This window comes from Alphaproteobacteria bacterium (genome assembly GCA_030680745.1).
Lineage (GTDB): Bacteria > Pseudomonadota > Alphaproteobacteria > JAUXUR01 > JAUXUR01 > JAUXUR01.
Window position 1 is genome coordinate 25786 of sequence record JAUXUR010000045.1, and the last position, 18644, is coordinate 44429.

At 36.2% G+C, this 18644-nt stretch carries 19 protein-coding genes; 13 read left to right on the forward strand and 6 right to left on the reverse strand.

What is annotated here, in order from left to right:
• Positions 1-155: 155 nt before the first annotated feature.
• A complete protein-coding gene (locus Q8L85_04910; GenBank protein ID MDP1724024.1) occupies positions 156-881 on the reverse strand; it encodes a hypothetical protein in 726 nt (241 codons plus the stop codon).
• 143 nt (positions 882-1024) lie between these two features.
• Between Q8L85_04910 and Q8L85_04915 the strand changes: the two genes are divergently transcribed.
• The 5 genes from Q8L85_04915 (at position 1025) to Q8L85_04935 (ending at position 6769) form a co-directional block, all read left to right on the forward strand.
• Positions 1025-1648, forward strand: a complete 624-nt coding sequence (locus Q8L85_04915; protein ID MDP1724025.1) for a TIGR00730 family Rossman fold protein — start codon at positions 1025-1027, stop codon at positions 1646-1648.
• A 335-nt stretch (positions 1649-1983) separates the two neighbouring features.
• Positions 1984-3258: a tRNA lysidine(34) synthetase TilS gene (tilS, locus tag Q8L85_04920; GenBank protein ID MDP1724026.1), complete on the forward strand. Its 1275-nt coding sequence runs from the start codon at positions 1984-1986 to the stop codon at positions 3256-3258.
• A gap of 12 nt (positions 3259-3270) precedes the next feature.
• A complete protein-coding gene (ftsH, locus tag Q8L85_04925) occupies positions 3271-5202 on the forward strand; it encodes an ATP-dependent zinc metalloprotease FtsH (protein MDP1724027.1) in 1932 nt (643 codons plus the stop codon).
• A gap of 157 nt (positions 5203-5359) precedes the next feature.
• Complete coding sequence (locus tag Q8L85_04930) at positions 5360-6310, forward strand: phosphotransferase (GenBank protein ID MDP1724028.1); 951 nt, start codon at positions 5360-5362, stop codon at positions 6308-6310.
• Positions 6311-6319: 9 nt separating this feature from the next.
• On the forward strand, positions 6320-6769 hold the full coding sequence (locus Q8L85_04935) for a GNAT family N-acetyltransferase (GenBank protein MDP1724029.1): 450 nt from the start codon (positions 6320-6322) through the stop codon (positions 6767-6769).
• Here Q8L85_04935 and Q8L85_04940 read toward each other — a convergent pair whose 3' ends face one another.
• The 5 genes from Q8L85_04940 to Q8L85_04960 form a co-directional block, all read right to left on the reverse strand.
• Positions 6770-7117 (reverse strand): cupin domain-containing protein, encoded by a 348-nt coding sequence (locus Q8L85_04940; protein ID MDP1724030.1) that lies wholly within the window; start codon positions 7115-7117, stop codon positions 6770-6772.
• Positions 7118-7336: 219 nt separating this feature from the next.
• Positions 7337-7720, reverse strand: coding sequence for a type II toxin-antitoxin system VapC family toxin (locus tag Q8L85_04945; GenBank protein MDP1724031.1), 384 nt, complete (start codon positions 7718-7720; stop codon positions 7337-7339).
• Positions 7717-7944 carry a type II toxin-antitoxin system Phd/YefM family antitoxin gene (locus Q8L85_04950; GenBank protein ID MDP1724032.1) on the reverse strand — a complete coding sequence of 76 codons (228 nt, stop codon included), beginning with the start codon at positions 7942-7944 and terminating at the stop codon, positions 7717-7719. Before Q8L85_04950 ends, Q8L85_04945 begins: the two co-directional genes overlap by 4 nt.
• Positions 7945-8474: 530 nt before the next feature.
• A complete protein-coding gene (gene mutT, locus Q8L85_04955; protein ID MDP1724033.1) occupies positions 8475-8918 on the reverse strand; it encodes an 8-oxo-dGTP diphosphatase MutT in 444 nt (147 codons plus the stop codon).
• Between the two features lie 92 nt (positions 8919-9010).
• Positions 9011-10675 carry a peptidylprolyl isomerase gene (locus Q8L85_04960; GenBank protein MDP1724034.1) on the reverse strand — a complete coding sequence of 555 codons (1665 nt, stop codon included), beginning with the start codon at positions 10673-10675 and terminating at the stop codon, positions 9011-9013.
• 286 nt (positions 10676-10961) lie between these two features.
• Between Q8L85_04960 and atpH the strand changes: the two genes are divergently transcribed.
• The 8 genes from atpH (at position 10962) to Q8L85_05000 (ending at position 18631) form a co-directional block, all read left to right on the forward strand.
• Positions 10962-11513, forward strand: coding sequence for an ATP synthase F1 subunit delta (gene atpH / locus Q8L85_04965; protein ID MDP1724035.1), 552 nt, complete (start codon positions 10962-10964; stop codon positions 11511-11513).
• Positions 11513-13042: a F0F1 ATP synthase subunit alpha gene (gene atpA, locus Q8L85_04970; GenBank protein MDP1724036.1), complete on the forward strand. Its 1530-nt coding sequence runs from the start codon at positions 11513-11515 to the stop codon at positions 13040-13042. Before atpH ends, atpA begins: the two co-directional genes overlap by 1 nt.
• 39 nt (positions 13043-13081) lie before the next feature.
• Positions 13082-13975 (forward strand): F0F1 ATP synthase subunit gamma, encoded by an 894-nt coding sequence (locus tag Q8L85_04975; GenBank protein ID MDP1724037.1) that lies wholly within the window; start codon positions 13082-13084, stop codon positions 13973-13975.
• A 13-nt stretch (positions 13976-13988) separates the two neighbouring features.
• On the forward strand, positions 13989-15413 hold the full coding sequence (gene atpD, locus Q8L85_04980; protein ID MDP1724038.1) for a F0F1 ATP synthase subunit beta: 1425 nt from the start codon (positions 13989-13991) through the stop codon (positions 15411-15413).
• A gap of 515 nt (positions 15414-15928) precedes the next feature.
• A complete protein-coding gene (gene atpC / locus Q8L85_04985; protein MDP1724039.1) occupies positions 15929-16336 on the forward strand; it encodes an ATP synthase F1 subunit epsilon in 408 nt (135 codons plus the stop codon).
• Positions 16337-16617: 281 nt separating this feature from the next.
• Positions 16618-17124: an effector binding domain-containing protein gene (locus tag Q8L85_04990; protein ID MDP1724040.1), complete on the forward strand. Its 507-nt coding sequence runs from the start codon at positions 16618-16620 to the stop codon at positions 17122-17124.
• Between the two features lies 1 nt (position 17125).
• Entirely contained in the window at positions 17126-17548 is a 423-nt protein-coding gene (locus tag Q8L85_04995; GenBank protein ID MDP1724041.1) for a GNAT family N-acetyltransferase, read from the forward strand.
• A 396-nt stretch (positions 17549-17944) separates the two neighbouring features.
• Entirely contained in the window at positions 17945-18631 is a 687-nt protein-coding gene (locus tag Q8L85_05000) for a hypothetical protein (GenBank protein MDP1724042.1), read from the forward strand.
• Positions 18632-18644: the final 13 nt, after the last annotated feature.

Consider the following 18644-nt stretch of genomic DNA (forward strand, 5'->3'; position numbering starts at 1 on the left):
TTGGTCGCTTTTTAAACCAAAAATTTCTAAGGTAAACCGATTATCTGTCGAAATTTTAGGCATCAAAAATCACCTCAAATTTCATACCTAAAAATCGGCATTTCCAAATCATTGGGGTATAACAATTGCACCCAAATATATTAACTTTATGCTATTCAGACTTGTGCATCTTCATCATCGTTTAACCCTAATAAAGCATTAAGAAAAAGGGCCCATTCATCTGCAGCTGTTGTTGCAGGTGTAATAATTTCGCTTAACTCACCTTGCAGTATATCAGGTGTTGCGGGCATTCCACCATCAACGACTTTTCCTCCTGCAATAACAGCAGTTACTGTTGAACCAATCGCTGGTAATAAATGTGGAAGAGCATTGCCAAGATCATGTAAATATCTATCAAGACCTGTCAATAAAAGTCCATTCCGCGTAAACTTTTCTTGATCTTCTGCTGTTTCAACACGTGCTATTTGAACAAGTGTATTTGCTTGTCCTTTTAATCTAAATGCATAATGACAAACTTCTTCTCTATTTTTTTTGTCCTGCCTATATGGCACCAAAGCTATATCTTCTTTGCCTTGCAAAGCGTGTAGATCGCTTTCTGACATCTTGCTCATTTGTACAATTTGCTCTGGTTTTTGAAGACCAATCAAATTAAAATAATACGTTTTTTTGATTTTAGTCTCTTTATGTTTAAGGGTAATTTTTTCCCAATCTGCATCAAAAAGATTTAAAATTTGTTTTTGATCTGTAAATGTTGGCCAATAACCACCTTCGCATTTCTTTTTACCTGATGGATGCCCATCAAATAAAGTGGCAAAACATGTGTTATGTGTTAGTAAGAAACTTAAGCAAATCAATAAGATTTTAGGGTATTGTCTATTCATTGTGGTTTCCTCATTTTATTTTATTTAATCTTGTGTAAAGGTTATCAAAAAATAAATGGATAAACAATCAAAGCATTTCTTGAATTTGTTTAAAATTTTTAGTAAATTTAAAAAATAACTTAAAATAAGGATAGTAAAGAACTATGACGCAAATTACCCATTTAAATACAAATCAACAAACAGAATTACAGATAAATGCCTTATGTGTGTTTTGTGGTTCTTCTGCGCGTGGACGTGAAGAACATCGTCAAGCAGCAACTAATTTAGGCAAATTATTTGCTTCAAAAAATATCCGTCTTGTTTATGGTGGCGGACGCGTTGGCTTAATGGGTATTATTGCAGATTCAGTAATGCAAACAGGCGGAGAAGTCACAGGTATTATCCCTGGTCATCTTGAAAAAAGTGAAGTAGGTCACGAAGGCATTTCTGAACTTATTGTTGTTGATTCAATGCATCTTCGTAAAGAATTAATGTTTCAAAAATCAGATGGTTTTGTTATTTTGCCTGGTGGTTTTGGAACATTGGATGAATTATTTGAAATTTTAACATGGAAACAGCTTCATTTGCATGATAAGCCTGTTATCATTGTTAATATTAATCATTATTGGGATCCTTTAAAGACGCTTATTGACCATTCAATTTCAGAAGGTTATGCGCATCCAAGTCATTCAAAATTGTTCACTTTTGTTGATACAATTGAAGAAATTTTACCGGCGTTGAATCAAATCCATGAAGAGCGTTTGCCTTTATCTGCAAAGTGGATCTAATATACCTTTTTCTTTCAAACTGTGGAGGTCGTCAGACTTCGGGATTCGCAATGCTCATGTATGAAAAGATACACTCCGCTTGCTTACCCTCGACTTCCTACCCACATTTTGAAATAATGCAGGTATGTAAATTGTGCCATCTAGACTTTGTTTCAAAATCTGAATAGTTAATATTGCTGACAAAAGTCTGGAGCATTGAAAACACATAAGGGCCTCTTAGCCATCACCACATCCTCGTTTTCCTGAACGCGTTGAAGCAAAGCTTCATACGCAGATTCAGGATCCAAATCAAAATACATGCTCGAAGAGCATGACAAGTTTATTTAAATTAAGTCATGATCAAATCACAAGATTTTACCTCAATACTTTCTTCTTATCCTCAGATACGATCCAAAATTGCCATCGCTATTTCAGGTGGCCCAGATAGTCTTTGCCTCATGTTATTGCTGCATGAATGGGTACAAAAAAATCATCGAACTCTTGTAGCGATCACATGCGATCACGGCCTTCGTCTTGAATCTTTGGCGGAAGCTTTATGGGTCAAAAATATTTGTAACGCGCTGAATATTGAGCATCATATTTTAACATTAGAAGGCGCGAAACCTAAAACAGGAATTCAAGAATGGGCGCGTCTTAAACGATACGAAGCTTTTGAGCTTTTCTGTATTGAACATAATATTCAAGATTTATTTTTAGCTCACCATCAAGATGATCAAATTGAAACTTTTTTAATGCGCCTTTTGGCCAAAAGTACTTGGTATGGATTAGCATCGATGCCTGTTGTGCAGCAAGGTAAAATCATTAATCTTGTAAGACCTTTGCTTCATCATACAAAAAATAATTTAATCGAAACGCTTCAAAGATTTAATGCAAAAATCTGGATGAATGATCCGAGTAATAACAATCAAAAATATTTAAGAAGCAAAATTCGCCATGAATTAATACCGTCATTACCTATAGAAATGAATACTGAATATTTAGTAAAAACAATTGATGGTATTCGTTTTTATCGAGATGCACTCGATGAAGAAGTCAATTATTTGCATGACAAACATATCATTTATCATTTAGAGGGCTATGCTCAATTTAAACAGCATATTCTTCATCAATTACCACAAAATATAGTAGTTTTATTGCTTAAAAAATGTCTTCAAAACATTGGCGCACATAAAAATCCAATACGTTATGATGCCTTAAGCAATATTGTTGAAAAATTACGATTAAATACAAAAAAAATAACACTTGCGCATTGTTTAATTGAATTACGAAAAGATGTTGTTTACATTTTTCGCGAAAATCGACATTTGCCTAATCCACAACTTCTTAAGGGTAAGGGATTTTGTATTTGGGACAATCGGTATCTTATAAAATACGATCTTAAGGATACTCAGAGTTATAGCTTAGAGCCAATAGGTAAAAACATAAACAATGTTGACCCAATATGGCTTAAATCGTACAGAAAAAAAGCTTTTTTTTCATTTCCTGTTTTAAAAGGGGTTGACGGGTTTATTCACCTTCCCCACTTATGTTATAGTACTATAGATGTTTTTTTAAAAGTTGATTTCCTTCCTCTTTGGCGTAAGAATTGCCTAGAAGGAAATATAATATAAGGGGATCGCAGCGTGTCAAATTTCGGACGCAATATGGCCATTTGGCTTATCATTGGCCTATTAATGGTGGCTTTATTCAATATTTTTCAAGGTTCTGGTGATAAAGGTCCTATTGATACACTCGTTTATTCCCAATTTATGGCAAAAGTTGACAGCAAAGAAGTTGGTCGTGTTAAAATTCAAGGCAACCGTATTGTCGGTTATTATAATAATGGCACAAAATTCATCGTTAATACGCAAGGTGATAAAAATCTTGCTCAAGTGTTAACTGATAAAGGCGTCCCTAATGTTGAGGTTTCTGCGCAAGAAGATCGCATGTCTTCTTTTTGGGGTATTGTTATTTCTTGGTTCCCTATGCTTTTGTTCATTGGTGTTTGGATTTTTTTCATGCGTCAAATGCAAGGTGGTGGCGGCAAAGCTATGGGCTTTGGCAAATCACGCGCAAAATTAATGTCAGAGCAACCAGGTCGTGTGACTTTTGCTGATGTTGCAGGCATTGATGAAGCGAAAGAAGAAGTTCAAGAAGTTGTTGATTTTTTAAAAGATCCTCAAAAATTTCAACGTTTGGGCGGTAAGATTCCTAAAGGCGTGCTTCTTGTTGGTCCTCCAGGTACAGGTAAAACCTTATTAGCGCGTGCGATTGCTGGTGAAGCGAATGTTCCTTTTTTCTCGATCTCGGGTTCTGACTTTGTTGAAATGTTCGTGGGTGTAGGTGCAAGCCGTGTACGCGATATGTTTGAACAAGGTAAGAAAAACGCTCCTTGTATTATTTTTATCGATGAAATTGATGCGGTCGGTCGTCATCGTGGCGCAGGACTTGGCGGCGGTAATGATGAGCGCGAGCAAACACTCAATCAATTACTTGTTGAAATGGATGGCTTTGAAGCCAATGAAAGCGTCATTTTGATTGCAGCAACGAACAGGCCAGATGTTCTTGATCCCGCACTTTTAAGGCCGGGTCGTTTTGATCGTCAAGTTATTGTGCCTAATCCTGATGTAGGCGGACGTGAAAAAATTATCTCGATCCATATGAAAAAATTACCGTTGGCAGGTGATGTCAAACCACTTGTTATTGCGCGTGGTACACCTGGTTTTTCAGGGGCTGATCTTGCTAATCTTGTAAATGAAGCAGCTCTGTTGGCTGCACGTAAGGGACGCACAACCGTATCTATGGCAGAATTTGAAGAAGCTAAAGATAAAGTTATGATGGGCGCAGAACGTCGTTCTATGGTCATGACTGAAAAAGAGAAAAAATTAACAGCCTATCACGAAGGCGGCCATGCTCTTGTTTCAATCCATTGTGTATCTTCTGATCCTATCCATAAAGCAACGATTGTGCCACGTGGACGTGCTTTAGGCATGGTCATGCGCTTGCCTGAAAGCGATCGTTATTCTGTAACCAAAGAAAAATTGCTTGATGATATATGCGTTGCCATGGGTGGACGTGTTGCTGAGGAGCTTATTTTTGGACCAACGCAAGTCACAACCGGTGCTTCAAGTGATATTGCAGGTGCTACTAACATGGCGCGTAAAATGGTGACTGAATGGGGCATGAGCGATAAATTAGGCACCATCCTGTATGGTGAACCTGACCGCGAAGTCTTTTTAGGGGCGACGATTACAACGCATAAAAATATGTCCGATTCAACAGCACAACTTGTTGATGAAGAAGTAAAACTTGTTATTGAAACAGCGTATAATCGTGCCAAACAGATTTTAACAGACAATATCGATAAACTTCATCTTTTGGCGCAAAGTTTACTTGAATATGAAACACTTTCGGGTGAAGAAATTGATGCTTTGTTGCGTGGTGAAAAAATTGTTCGTACACCTTATGTAACACCAGAAGGCGACGTACCTGCGCCTAAAAAATCTTCAGTACCTACAAGTAATGATGAGGGTGAAATATCACCTAAAACGACACCTGGGGAACAGCCGGTTTAGACTTGATTACCTGTAAGCTACCCACCTATGGGCAAATTCGTCGTCAAGTCTGCGCTTCCGGTGCTCGTGTACCCAAGTACACGCCGTTCCGGTTCTCACCTTTTCTAGACTTTGCCTCATATCTGGGCAGTTTATTCCAAGGATGCTGGAATATTGTATGCAGAATAATCAAAAAATAATAATACAATGGGCAGAAGATTATTTAAACGTTAACGGATATAAGATTCTCAATGAACCTCAGATTATCCGTGATATGCCATGGTCTTGTGTAACCAAAATTGATACCTCGAAGGGCTGTATTTTTCTAAAATCAATGGCTAAGGATTTTTCTATTGAACCCAAAGTTCTATCGTTTTTATCAGCTCAAATAACTCAAAAAGTACCGGACATTATTGCTTCAAATCAGGATTTATCATGCTTCTTAATGAAAGATTGTGGGGTTCCATTTCGCACTATTTTAAAAGAAAATTTTAATGCGGAATTATATTGTGCTGTCTTAAAAATATATTCAGACATTCAAATTAAAACGATACCATATGTTGATAAACTTTTAGCGATAGGCGTTAATGATTGGAGGCTCGAAAAGCTGCCACAACTCTATAATGATTTTATAAAACAAAAAGAGATGTTATTGGCAGATGGTTTAATGTCTTTCGAAATTGATGTTCTTGAACATTTAACACCTAAACTACAAATTTTATGTGAACGATTAGCATCTTACACTATTCCTGAAACCATTGAACATGGTGATCTTCATGATAACAATATCCTCATTCAAGGGGATAGGATCACTATTAATGATTGGGGAGATGCCAGTATTGCACATCCCTTTTTTTCGATTGTCTCTGTATTAGATAGCGCCAAAAGAAATCATCAATTAGATGATCAAGTATGTTTAAGGCTTCAAAAATCGTATTTGGCGCAATGGAAAGATTATGGAACTGATAATAAACTTCAAGAAGCCTTTGTATTAGCTCAAATAATAAAACATTTTACTTTTGCGTTAAATTTTGCGCGTATCAAATCTTGTGATGGCATTGATTTATTTCCAGAATATAAAGGCTATGTTGCTGAATCTTTAAGAGATTTTATTAAAAATGTTTCGTAAGAGTTAATAATGATTCAACTAATGCATGATCTCTATCCCAATCTTTGTACGCAATTTATTGATATTTCACATCCAGAATTATATGAAATTATTAAATTGAGTATTGGCAATCCAACAAACGCAAAAATTCATGCAGTTCTAGAGAATTATAAAACCTTAGATCATCACCTTATTGGTTGCTTGTTGGATAATAATCTTATAGGTATTATTGGTACTCAACTTGTTGGTTTGAATATAAATATTAAACATATAAGTGTTAAGCTCGAATACCAATATAAAGGAATAGCCAGACATCTTGTACATAGTGTCATGAGCAATTTTAAGGTCGCATCAATTATTACAGAAACAGATGATGAATCTATTGGATTTTATAATAAATTAGGGTTTGAGTGTCAGCCTATAGAAAACGTATATGGTAGACGATATCAATGTATATTGAACATGTGGGATATTTTATAATCATTCCAAATCAATTCGATCATCTTGTGTATTTGAAGATGAAATAACAAGAAAACGTGTTGTCATTTTTGAATTGTTTTTTACGTTATGAGGAATGCCTGAGGCAATAAAATAGCCATCATGTGCCGAAAGGACGTGTTCTTCGTTTTCACATTCGATGGTTAAATTGCCTTCTAAGCAATAAAAAAATTGTTCCGTTGCTTTATGAAGATGTTTTTTTTCAGAAGTATTTGGTGGCATTTTTTCTGATATGACAGAAAAATGTCCATCTTTTTTTAGCACATATCCATCGCAATTGTTGCCCCAAATATAATGAAATGCATTTTTTGTTGAAATTATTTTAGTCATGCTGAATTCAACCTTAGATCATTTTATCAATCTTGATATCATCATCGCAACTTTCATAATGATTGGGGTCGTTAAAATGCATCATTTATATTTGGATGGATAAGATTGTTAGAGAAAAGCAGCGTAAGCGCTAATAGGAATCGCATGAGCCTTCTCCTTGATTTATAATAATTTAGTTTGTTAAGGCTTAGCAAGTTTATGGATATGGGTCAAGCCGTATCAAAATGCATTTGATTGTTTTTGAGTATAATAATTCAAGATTTTTTCATCGAGCGTTAATAATTTTAATTGTGTCGCATTTGATTGTGCTATTAAAAGTCGATCAAATGGATCGTGATGGAGCATTGGTAATTTTTCAAGCTCTTTAATATGCGAAATATCTAAGCGTAACCAAGAAAAACCCGTTTGTTCTATAATTTCAATCAGATCATCAGGTGCAACAAGCTTACCTAATGCTTTTTTGATTGCTATTTCCCAATAGCTTATGACGCTTACAAAAATAGAATTTGAGGAATCTTCAATGAGTTCATAAAATTTGTTAAGTTTTTTTTGATTTCCCTCAAGCGCCCATAGAAGCACACATGTATCTAGTAGATATTTCATTCGAAATAATCTTTAAAACTAGCTGGCAAATCATCGAAATCTTCTTTTATTGTAATTTTATTATGCCATAATCCTAATCTGCGCGTGGGTAATTGTTTGTATTCTGTTAGTTGAGCAATGGGTTTGCCATTTTTACAAATAATAATGGGTTCATGATTGCTAGATATTTGCTCTAGATATTTTGATAAATTTGTTTTTGCATCATGGATATTAATAAATTGCATGACATCCTCATAAAAATAATATTGCCTATATTTTTAGCTTAGCTAAACTTAGTTTACTTGTCAATATGAATTAATGTTGTATTCAAAGTTACCTCATGAATTTTTTTAAGTATTTCTTAAGAATAGAGATTTTTCAGGTAAAACAGATTACCTCTCCCCTTGTGGGAGAGGTCGTCCCGAAGGGGCGGGTGAGGGGTATTTGTGGATAGTTTTAGTATGTAAAAAGATTTCAAAAAACACACCGTACAAATTAAACGGATGCTGAAAATTGTCTTTGCCACCATATTAGAAACTGGAGATTTCAGGTGTGGAAATTTAGGCATAAAAAATCACCTCAAATCTCATGTCTAAAAATCGGTATTTCCAAATTATTTAGGTATATTCAATAACTTAAGAGGTGCATTAGAGGTGATCTTAACACCCCTCACCCGCCGCTTTGCGGCGACCTCTCCCATAAGGGGAGAGGTAAAAAAGCTTAATTTTTTATAAATTTTCATGAGGTTGCCCTGATGTTGTATTAAATTTATAATTTAAAATTCATGCCTCTCTAAAAATCTTACCAAAGGTATATCTGCAGGTAACAAATTATAATTTTTTAAATCTGGAATTTTAACCCAAGCCAATTGTTGGTTTTCTTTTGAATGTGGAACTCCATGCCAATGATTGATTTGAAATAAAGGCATAAAAAGATAGAAATCAGGATAATGATGGGTTGTAAAGGTAAGTGGCTTAATATTTTGAATTAATACATCAATGCCTAATTCTTCGTGTAATTCACGGATGAGTGCCTCTTCAGCATGCTCGCCCACATCTAGTTTACCGCCAGGAAATTCCCAAAACCCAGCCATTTTTTTGTCAGCTGGGCGTTGAGTGATAAGACATTGCTGGTTGTTGTTAATAAGCAAGCCAGCAACGACGAATAGTAACTTGCCTCTGGTCAGATTATGGCCAAATTTGTCGTCAGATCTGCGCATTCCTGTACTCATGTACTTAAGTACACTCCGTGCCGGTTCGAGGGTCTTAAACTTTGACTCATAATTAGACTAGTGTTCAACATGTGGTGTAATTACTTGCTTGCTTCTTTTTTAGGTTCTTCTTTTTTAGTTGAATCAGCTGATTCAAGATCAGGTGCAGCAACTTTTACTTTAGGATCTTCTTTTTTGTCTTTTGAATCTTTAGGCAAGTCAAAAAGTTCAATTTTAGCTTCTTTTTTGAGTGCTTCTAGATAATCATCCACAATTTTTTGAGCCTGTTCTGCTTCTAATTCTGGTTTCACTTCATCAAATGTAGGAACAGGTGATTTTCTTTTATCAAGAGCCTCAACGATATGCCATCCAAAATTCGATTTAACAATACCCATTTCACCTTTTTGACCATTTTGAGGTGGTTGAAGGCTGAAAGCGAGTTGTGAAAATTCAGGGACCATCATGGCTGCATTGAAATAGCCTAAATCGCCACCTTTTGCACCTTTATCTTTTGATTTTTCATTTGCCATTGTAGCAAAATCAGTGCCTTCTTTAAGTTTTGCAAGGATAGCTTTGGCTTCATCTTCTGTTTCAACAAGAATATGGCGCGCATGCACTTCCTCTTCTTGAGGATTCTTCGTCAACCAAGCTTTATAATCTTGTTGAAGGCTAGCATCATTTTGTTGTGATTTTACATAACGCTCTAGATAGATGTTTACAAGCGCACGTTTGCGGACTTTGTTTAGGCCTTCTTGAATGCTTTTGTCTTTATCTGAAATTGATTTAAGTGCTTCATGCGTCATCAATTGTTTTTTAACAAATTCATTAGCAAGGCGGTCATAAAAGGGTGTCAAATCAGTGCCAAGATCACTATTAGGGATAAGCGTTATAAGATCTGATTTTTTGTATTCTTTACCGTCTATTTTAACAAGAATTGGGTCTTTTTCGGCGTCTTTTCCTTCTATTTTGGCAGGAAGAGGTAGGATTTCAAATTTAGCTTTTTCTTTTAAGCGATCAACTTCTTTTTCGATCGTATCTTTTGTAACTTCGCCTTCAAGCTGTGATTTTAATTCTTCTAAAGGTGGATGGCTTGATTCGCGGCTGCCTAAAACTTCAATCACGTGCCAACCAAATTGGGTTTTAACAATATCACGAAGGCCAGTAGATTCATGAAAATGATCACGACCTAATTTAGAAATCATTTTTTCGCGTAAGGCAAAAGCGCTATCAGCAAAAGGTTTCACCATGTCTGTACGTCTAAAATAGCCTAAATCGCCTTTTTGCGCATTGGCTGCTTTATCTTTTGATTTTGCGTTTGAAAGAGCTTCAAAGCTGCCACCTTTTTCAAGCTCCTCAAGAATTTGTTTTGCGTCTTCTTCTTTTTCAACAAGAATATGACGTGCGCGTACTTCGGATTCTGCAGGGTTTTCTTTAATAAATTTTTTGTATTTTTCTTTAATGCCTTTTTCAGACAATTCTTTTTCAAGTAATTTTTTACGATATTGTTCTAAAATTAAGCCTTCTTTGATGCGATTTAATTCTTCAGCAAGCTCAGTATCATCGGCTTTAACATTGAGAAGTGCTTTTTGGTGGATGAGCTCTACATTAATAGCGCGCTCACGCAAATTTTCAAAATAGGGATCGATATTTTGAATTTGATTATTAGGGGGAATAAAATTCATTAAAGTTGATTTAAAAACTTTATCGCCATTCACGATGGCTACGATTGGATCATTCTGTTGATCTTTAGAACAAGCTGTAAACATTATCATACTTCCGAAAAAAACAAGATTTAAAAACTTCATTTTTGCACCAATTCTGCATACTTTAAGGAGGTAATGCCTAAACATAAATTAAAACATCCAAACATTCTTGAGGTATAATGCCTGGAAATGTATCTTCCGGCAATCAAAGTTTCGTGTGGTTTTAGCATAGATTTTAACCTTAGTGTAAAAAATACACAAAATGGCCCTTCACAAAGTCTTTTTCTTATGGTACCAACACGTAAAACAAATATTAAATATAACGGGGATAGGGGACGGAAAGGTGGCAATGAGCGCAAAAAAATTAACACCCGTTTTTGAACGTTACCTGTCGGCATATCTCGATCTGGTTCAAGAAAATAAATTATTTTCTGAGGCCAGTGCGGATGTTCAAAAACTAAAAGAATTATTGAATATTGAGCAATTTCAACAAATTGTATCTAATCCTCTTTACCAAAAAAATCATCTTAATGATCTTTTAGCAAAAGTTTTAGTTATTGCTGAAATAACGCCATTAACCATAAAATTTGTTCAAGTTCTTAATGAAAATGCAAGATTATATGGATTAAATGAAATTGTTGATTCGTTCGCCAGAGAATTGGCAACAAGACAACATATTCCGATTATCGAAGTGACATCGGCACAATCTTTATCTGATGCGCAGCATCAACAATTGAAGACGCAATTTGAAAAACAATTCGCTTCTGAAATTTTCCTCGAAATGTCCATTGATCCAAAATTAATCGCAGGTCTTGTGGTAAAAATTGGATCACAAATGTTGGATACTTCACTTAAATCTAAACTCGATCGGGTTCAATCACATATGAAGGGGATAGGCTGATGGTCATTCGCGCCTCTGAAATTACAGCCGTTTTAAAAGAGCAAATTAAGCATTTTGGAACAGAGTCAGAACTTGCTGAAATTGGGCAAGTTTTATCCATAGGCGATGGTATTGCACGTGTTTATGGTCTTGATAATGTTCAATCGGGTGAGATGGTTTCTTTCCCTAAAGGCACATTAGGCATGGCGTTAAACCTTGAAAAAGACAATGTGGGTGTTGTTATTTTCGGGGATGATCGTGACATCAATGAAGGCGATATTGTTAAAAGAACAAATCGTATTGTTGACGTGCCCGTCGGTCGCGGCCTTTTAGGGCGTGTTGTCGATGCATTGGGTAATCCCATTGACGGCAAAGGTCCACTTAAAGATGTGACGCAAGGCCGTATTGAGGTTAAAGCCCCAGGGATTGTTAGCCGTAAATCAGTGCATGAACCTATGCAAACAGGTTTAAAAGCGATTGATTCATTGGTACCGATTGGACGTGGTCAACGTGAACTTATTATTGGCGATCGTCAAACAGGTAAAACAGCGATTGCGATTGATGCGATTTTAAATCAGAAAAAAATCAATGAAGGTCGTGACGAATCTAAAAAATTATATTGCGTCTATGTAGCTATTGGTCAAAAACGATCAACTGTTGCACAAATTGTTAAGACACTCGAAGAACGTGGCGCTTTAGATTACACAATCATTGTGGCAGCAACAGCGTCAGATCCTGCACCTTTACAATTCTTAGCACCTTATTCTGGCTGTGCGATGGGTGAGTATTTCCGTGATAATGGAATGCATGCATTGATCGTTTATGATGATTTGTCCAAACAAGCTGTAGCTTACCGTCAGATGTCACTTTTACTTCGTCGTCCACCAGGACGTGAAGCTTATCCTGGTGATGTGTTTTATCTTCACTCTCGTCTTCTAGAGCGTGCTGCAAAGCTAAATGATAAAGCAGGCGCTGGGTCATTGACGGCATTGCCGATTATCGAAACGCAAGCGGGTGACGTATCTGCCTATATTCCGACAAACGTGATTTCGATTACGGATGGTCAAATATTCTTGGAAACGAATCTATTTTATAAAGGCGTACGTCCTGCGATTAACGTTGGTTTATCCGTTAGCCGTGTGGGGTCTGCCGCCCAAGTTAAAGCGATGAAACAAGTAGCGGGTAGTATTAAGTTAGAACTAGCGCAATTCCGTGAAATGGAAGCATTTTCGCAATTTGCGTCAGATCTTGATGCATCAACACAGCAACTTTTAAATCGCGGTCAACGATTGACGCAGCTTTTGAAACAAGCACAATATTCACCTTTATCTATCGAAGAACAAGTGATTTCGATTTATGCGGGTGTTAAAGGTTATTTGGATAAAATTCCAGTGACTGAAGTGAGTCGTTTTGAATCTGGGTTATTGGGCGATATCCGTGCTAAAGAACCTGAAATTTTAAATGCGATTCGTGAGCAAAAAGCTTTAAGCGAAGATGTAGAGAAAAAACTAAAAGCCTTTCTTGAGAGCTTTGTCAAAACATTTGCGTGATTTTGATGGCCTCCACAATTTGAAAAAGGAAGGACAAAGATGGCAAATTTAAAAGATCTACGCGTCCGGATTGAAAGTGTTAAATCAACACAAAAAATAACATCTGCCATGAAAATGGTTGCAGCGTCAAAATTTAAACGTGCGCAAGACCATGTTGAGGCATCCCGTCCTTACACGCGTAAAATGCTAGGGATGATGAATTCATTGGCCTCAGGTGTGACGGATATTGAATCTGCACCAAAACTTTTGGTAGGCACTGGGAAGCAAGAACGTCATTTAGTTATTGTTGCGTCTTCCGATCGTGGTCTTTGTGGTGGTTTTAATGCGACAATTATTCGTGACACACGACGTATGGTTCAGTCTTTAAAATCAAAAGGCAAAGAAGTTTTCATTTTGACGATTGGCCGTAAGGCAAAAGATATGCTTCGTCGTGAATTTAGCTCGATGATTTTAGATGGTTTTGAAGATATTGCAAAACCTCGCGTGACTTTTGCGATTGCCGATAAGATTGCCAAACGCATTATTGATTTGTACGAAGAAAAAGAAATAGATGTTTGTACACTCATTTTCAATCAGTTTAAATCTGCATTGACTCAAATTGTGACACGCAAGCAAATGATTCCAGCTTTGGTTGATCAAAAAAATCAGCCTTCAATTATGGGATCAGATATTGGTGATGCGATTTATACTTTTGAACCAAATGAAGAAGAATTGCTTCACGAATTATTACCCAAAAGCCTTGCTGTTCAATTATATGGTGCATTGCTTGAAAATGCAGCGAGTGAACAAGGCGCACGCATGACCGCGATGGATAATGCAACGCGCAATGCAGGCGATATGATTAAACAATTACGTATTAAGTATAACAGAACGAGACAAGCTGTTATTACGAAAGAATTGATTGAAGTGATATCTGGCGCAGAAGCGCTTTAATAGGAGGATATGAATGCATAAAGGAAAAGTCTCTCAAATAATCGGAGCCGTTGTAGACGTTGAGTTTGCAAATAATCTCCCTCAAATTTTAAATGCTTTAACGGTGAATGTTGATGGCCGTAAAGTTGTGCTTGAAACGGCACAGCATTTAGGTGAAAAAACTGTTCGTACGATTGCCATGGATTCAACCGATGGCATGAGCCGCGGCATGGAAGTTATCGACACAGGTATTCCTATTACGGTGCCCGTGGGACCTGAAACATTAGGACGTATTATCAATGTGGTGGGTGAACCTATTGATGAACGTGGGCCAGTAATTACAAAAAAATCTAGTCCTATTCACCGCGAAGCGCCAAGTTTCGCTGAACAAGCAACAGAATCCGAAATTTTGGTCACAGGGATTAAAGTCGTTGATCTTTTAGCCCCTTATTTAAAAGGGGGTAAAGTTGGTCTATTCGGTGGTGCGGGTGTGGGTAAAACCGTTTTGATCATGGAATTGATTAATAACGTTGCTAAAGCACATGGTGGGTTTTCTGTTTTCGCAGGTGTTGGTGAAAGAACACGTGAAGGAAACGATCTTTATCATGAAATGATCGATTCGGGTGTTATAAAACTTGATGGGCCTGGGTCGAAAGCCGCCCTTGTTTATGGTCAAATGAATGAGCCACCTGGGGCCCGTGCACGTGTCGCACTAACAGGGTTGACACTCGCAGAATATTTTAGAGACGATGAAGGGCAAGACGTTTTGTTCTTTATTGATAATATCTTTAGGTTTACGCAAGCCGGTTCTGAAGTGTCAGCGTTGCTTGGTCGTATCCCATCTGCTGTGGGGTATCAACCAACGCTTGCGACCGACATGGGTACATTGCAGGAACGTATTACGACAACAAAACGCGGATCGATCACATCTGTGCAAGCGATTTATGTGCCTGCCGACGATTTGACTGATCCTGCACCTGCAACGGCTTTCTCGCATTTGGACGCAACAACTGTGTTGAATCGTCAAATTGCTGAGATTGGGATTTATCCAGCTGTGGATCCGCTTGATTCAACATCACGTGTGCTTGATCCTCGGATTGTGGGTGATGAGCATTACAGCATTGCACGTGAAGTACAACGCGTTCTTCAAACCTATAAATCCCTTCAAGATATCATTGCGATCTTGGGGATGGATGAATTGTCTGAAGAAGATAAGCTTGTCGTGAGTCGCGCCCGTAAGATTCAACGTTTCTTGTCACAACCATTCCATGTGGCTGAAGTCTTTACAGGCAAACCAGGTGTGTTTGTGCCTTTGGAAGAAACGATTCGTGGTTTTAAGGGTATCGTTAAAGGCGATTATGACGATATTCCAGAATCTGCGTTTTATATGGTTGGTACTATTGATGAAGCGATTGAAAAAGCACGTCAACTGGCCTCTTCTATAGCAGAAGCTGCTTGATAATAGTTGATGGACTTGGATTGATACTGCGTCGTGCCTTGCTCATGTATGAAGTATACACTTCGCGCGTTACTCCTTGTCTGAATCTCAAGTCTATCAACTATATGCTCGAGCTTTGAAATTAGCCTTGTAGGAAATCTAGTATTTCCGTCATTGCGAGTTGCCCACCACCTAAAAAGGGTGGACTTAAAAGGAATGACAACTGCCATCCGTCATTGCGAGGGGCCCAAATTTAAAAGGGGCTCCGTGGCAATCTCTCTGGAAAATTGAGATCGCCACACCTCCCCTAAAAAAAAGAGGCGGTGGTTCGTCATTGCGAGCGTCTAAGACGCGCGGCAATCTAAAATGGGCGTTCAGATAGCTTTTAGATTGCCACGGGACTTGGTCCCTCGCAATGACGATTAGAGGGGTGCGGTCTCGCTCTTCAGAATAACGAATGAAAAAAGAGTACTCAATGACGGACGTATTTTTATATAACCTGATAAGACGCTAAACCATTAAAAAGGAAAAAACCAATGGCCAAAATTCATTTTGATCTTGTCTCACCTGAAAAATCACTTTTTTCAGACGATGTGGACATGGTTGTGATTCCTGGTAAAGACGGTTATTTCGGTGTTTTACATGACCACACGCCTTTTGTGACGAGTCTTAAGCCTGGACTAATTGGCATTTATAAAGATGGTAAGCGCAAAGAAAGGCTTTACGTAAAATCCGGTTTTGCTGATGTTACACCCAATCAATGCACTGTTCTTGCTGAAGAAGTTGTCGTGCTGTCGACATTAGATCTTGAAAAACTTAATAAAAATTTAATTGAAATGGAATCAGATAAAGAAGAATCTTTAACACCTCAAGCACAAAACTTGCGCGAAATGCTTGATGCTATTAAAGATGCTGATTTTCTTTACCCGATAAATATGCCTTAACAGATAGTCTTTTAACTTCTTTATTTTTTTTACTTGAGACTAAAACAGCTATATAATATTTTCCATATTTAGTTAATTAGAGTGTCATTCGTTTTTTATGTAGGAAGATGCTACGTTTTGCTTCTTATTTTTTTCTTAACCAAAAACGATAACAATATAGAGGTGCAACGTTTAAGGAGCAAAAATTATTTTTGTTCTCTTTTTGTTCTTTATTTTTGGTTTGTTTTTTGATAACATCCACTTGGAAGTATTTTCCTCGGCATATTTATAAAGGATAAAAAATGCAAAAATCATCAATAAATCTAGGCGAGATTCAATTGATTGGCCTTAAAGCGCGTACGAATTTAGCAAACGAAATTAATCCATTGACCTCAAAAATTATGCAACTTGTAGGTCAATATTTTCAAGAAAAAATCTATCTTAAGATACCTAATCGTCAATTTGAAAAAAGCGAAACGCCTAATCGTACATTTTGTGCCTATACTGAATATGCAGGCGATTACACAGCAGATTATACATTTTTTGTAGGCGAAGAAGTCACAAGCTTAGAATCAATACCAGATTCATTAAGCGGATTAAAAATTCCAGCCCAACATTATACTAAGTTTACGACAGAACCAGGCCCAATGCCTGCAAGTGTTATTAATGCTTGGCAAAAAATTTGGTTAATGAGTGATAAAGATTTAGGCGGTAAAAGAAATTACCATACAGATTTTGAAATTTATGACGAGCGTGCGATGAATCCACTTAACACAATTTTAGATGTCTATATTGGATTGCAACCTTAAAATGTCGTTCGATACCACATTTACTTTAAATCCAAAGAGTCAGGATATTGATTTTCTGACTCAAAAGATTAATGAGGATGCACAAAAAAAAGGCATTCAGGAAAAGGCTTATTCTTTTGCTTTTTTTATGCGTGACGCAAAGGATAACATAATCGCTGGCTGTAATGGTTCTGTTATTTATGGAAGCATATACGCAGATCAGCTTTGGGTTCATGAAGAATATCGAAATCAAGGTTTGGGCACAACATTAATGCGGCAAGTCCATGATTATGGGCGTGAAATTGGATGCTCTATGGCAAGCATTGCCACAATGTCTTTCCAAAAAGCATCAAAATTTTATGAAAATTTAGGATATGTTTGTGATTTTGAACGAATTGATTATTCAAATGGAGCAAGCTGTTTGTTTATGAAATGTGATTTGTAATACTTATTTTAATTATACTTCTTTCGAAACTCTACTACTGTGGCCGATTGATGCGTCGTTTCGGTACTTAGATCCTTGTGTATGAAGAATGCAGAACGGCCTTGCGTGCCGAATCTTCTATCACTCGCATTAGCGAGTTTCGAAAGAAGTCTATTTTATTTAAAATTTACACTATGTTTTTACTTAATAAATTAGATGGATTGACACATAGTTTCCTTAGTTGAATATGATGTATACTTGTTTCTTCATATATAATAAAATTATGTGATAGCTTCTTGATCTTTTCAAAAAGCATTATATGCATGATAAATAAAAGAAATCATTATATTTTTTTTATTTTTTCATATTGTTCCTATAGCATTAAGCGGATAAATTATCTTTAAAGGAAGATGAAATATGTTCATATTTAATTATTTTAGTTTTAAAAAAAAATCTCTTTTTTTAAAACTTAATTTATTAATTTTTTTAAGTATATTATATGTAAATAACATTTATTCCTCGTTGACTGATGAAATAATAAAAAACTCTTTATTATCTGTTGATGAAGAATATTTTTTAATTAATTATAATTTTTTACCTAAAAAAATAATCGATTTTAATTATAAAGCTGAAAATATCAATGTAGACATATTACTAGAAATTGGCGATGTTTTGCTCGAAAATGGAAAAAATTTTTTTTTTAAATTCAATGAATTCAACTATACGATTATTCCTAAAAAATATAAAAAGAAATTTTTAAATATTGAAGCTACTAAAAATTACTCCATTTTATATAATTTTGATCGAAAAATTAAAACTGCCATTACATGTCTTTTGAAAACCTCCCTAGAATATTATAAATCAGCTCTTGCCAATAGCAATCTTAAAGAAACACAAAAAGATATTATCGTTCAATTTAATGTTGTTATTGCTGAAATGAGACATATGCTTAGTTATGTTACAAAAGATAAATATCAAAAAGAATTTATGCTATTAATCAATGAGTATGAAAGTAATCTCGATGAATTTAAAATTAATAACAATTTGTTAGAAATAAAATCAGAGCCTAGTTTAACTTCCTATAAAACAAAAAATAATAAATGAGTAAAAATGTTTT

Coding starts and splice junctions, on each gene's coding strand:
- Q8L85_04990 (MDP1724040.1), top strand. CDS start 16,618: ATGCAAAAATCATCAATAAATCTAGGCGAGATTCAATTGATTGGCCTT.
- atpD (MDP1724038.1), top strand. CDS start 13,989: ATGCATAAAGGAAAAGTCTCTCAAATAATCGGAGCCGTTGTAGACGTT.
- Q8L85_04915 (MDP1724025.1), top strand. CDS start 1,025: ATGACGCAAATTACCCATTTAAATACAAATCAACAAACAGAATTACAG.
- Q8L85_04935 (MDP1724029.1), top strand. CDS start 6,320: ATGATTCAACTAATGCATGATCTCTATCCCAATCTTTGTACGCAATTT.
- Q8L85_04950 (MDP1724032.1), bottom strand. CDS start 7,944: ATGCAATTTATTAATATCCATGATGCAAAAACAAATTTATCAAAATAT.
- Q8L85_04995 (MDP1724041.1), top strand. CDS start 17,126: ATGTCGTTCGATACCACATTTACTTTAAATCCAAAGAGTCAGGATATT.
- Q8L85_04930 (MDP1724028.1), top strand. CDS start 5,360: ATGCAGAATAATCAAAAAATAATAATACAATGGGCAGAAGATTATTTA.
- atpC (MDP1724039.1), top strand. CDS start 15,929: ATGGCCAAAATTCATTTTGATCTTGTCTCACCTGAAAAATCACTTTTT.
- atpA (MDP1724036.1), top strand. CDS start 11,513: ATGGTCATTCGCGCCTCTGAAATTACAGCCGTTTTAAAAGAGCAAATT.
- atpH (MDP1724035.1), top strand. CDS start 10,962: ATGAGCGCAAAAAAATTAACACCCGTTTTTGAACGTTACCTGTCGGCA.
- mutT (MDP1724033.1), bottom strand. CDS start 8,918: ATGCGCAGATCTGACGACAAATTTGGCCATAATCTGACCAGAGGCAAG.
- Q8L85_04975 (MDP1724037.1), top strand. CDS start 13,082: ATGGCAAATTTAAAAGATCTACGCGTCCGGATTGAAAGTGTTAAATCA.
- Q8L85_04945 (MDP1724031.1), bottom strand. CDS start 7,720: ATGAAATATCTACTAGATACATGTGTGCTTCTATGGGCGCTTGAGGGA.
- tilS (MDP1724026.1), top strand. CDS start 1,984: ATGATCAAATCACAAGATTTTACCTCAATACTTTCTTCTTATCCTCAG.
- Q8L85_04960 (MDP1724034.1), bottom strand. CDS start 10,675: ATGTTTACAGCTTGTTCTAAAGATCAACAGAATGATCCAATCGTAGCC.
- Q8L85_04910 (MDP1724024.1), bottom strand. CDS start 881: ATGAATAGACAATACCCTAAAATCTTATTGATTTGCTTAAGTTTCTTA.
- Q8L85_04940 (MDP1724030.1), bottom strand. CDS start 7,117: ATGACTAAAATAATTTCAACAAAAAATGCATTTCATTATATTTGGGGC.
- Q8L85_05000 (MDP1724042.1), top strand. CDS start 17,945: ATGTTCATATTTAATTATTTTAGTTTTAAAAAAAAATCTCTTTTTTTA.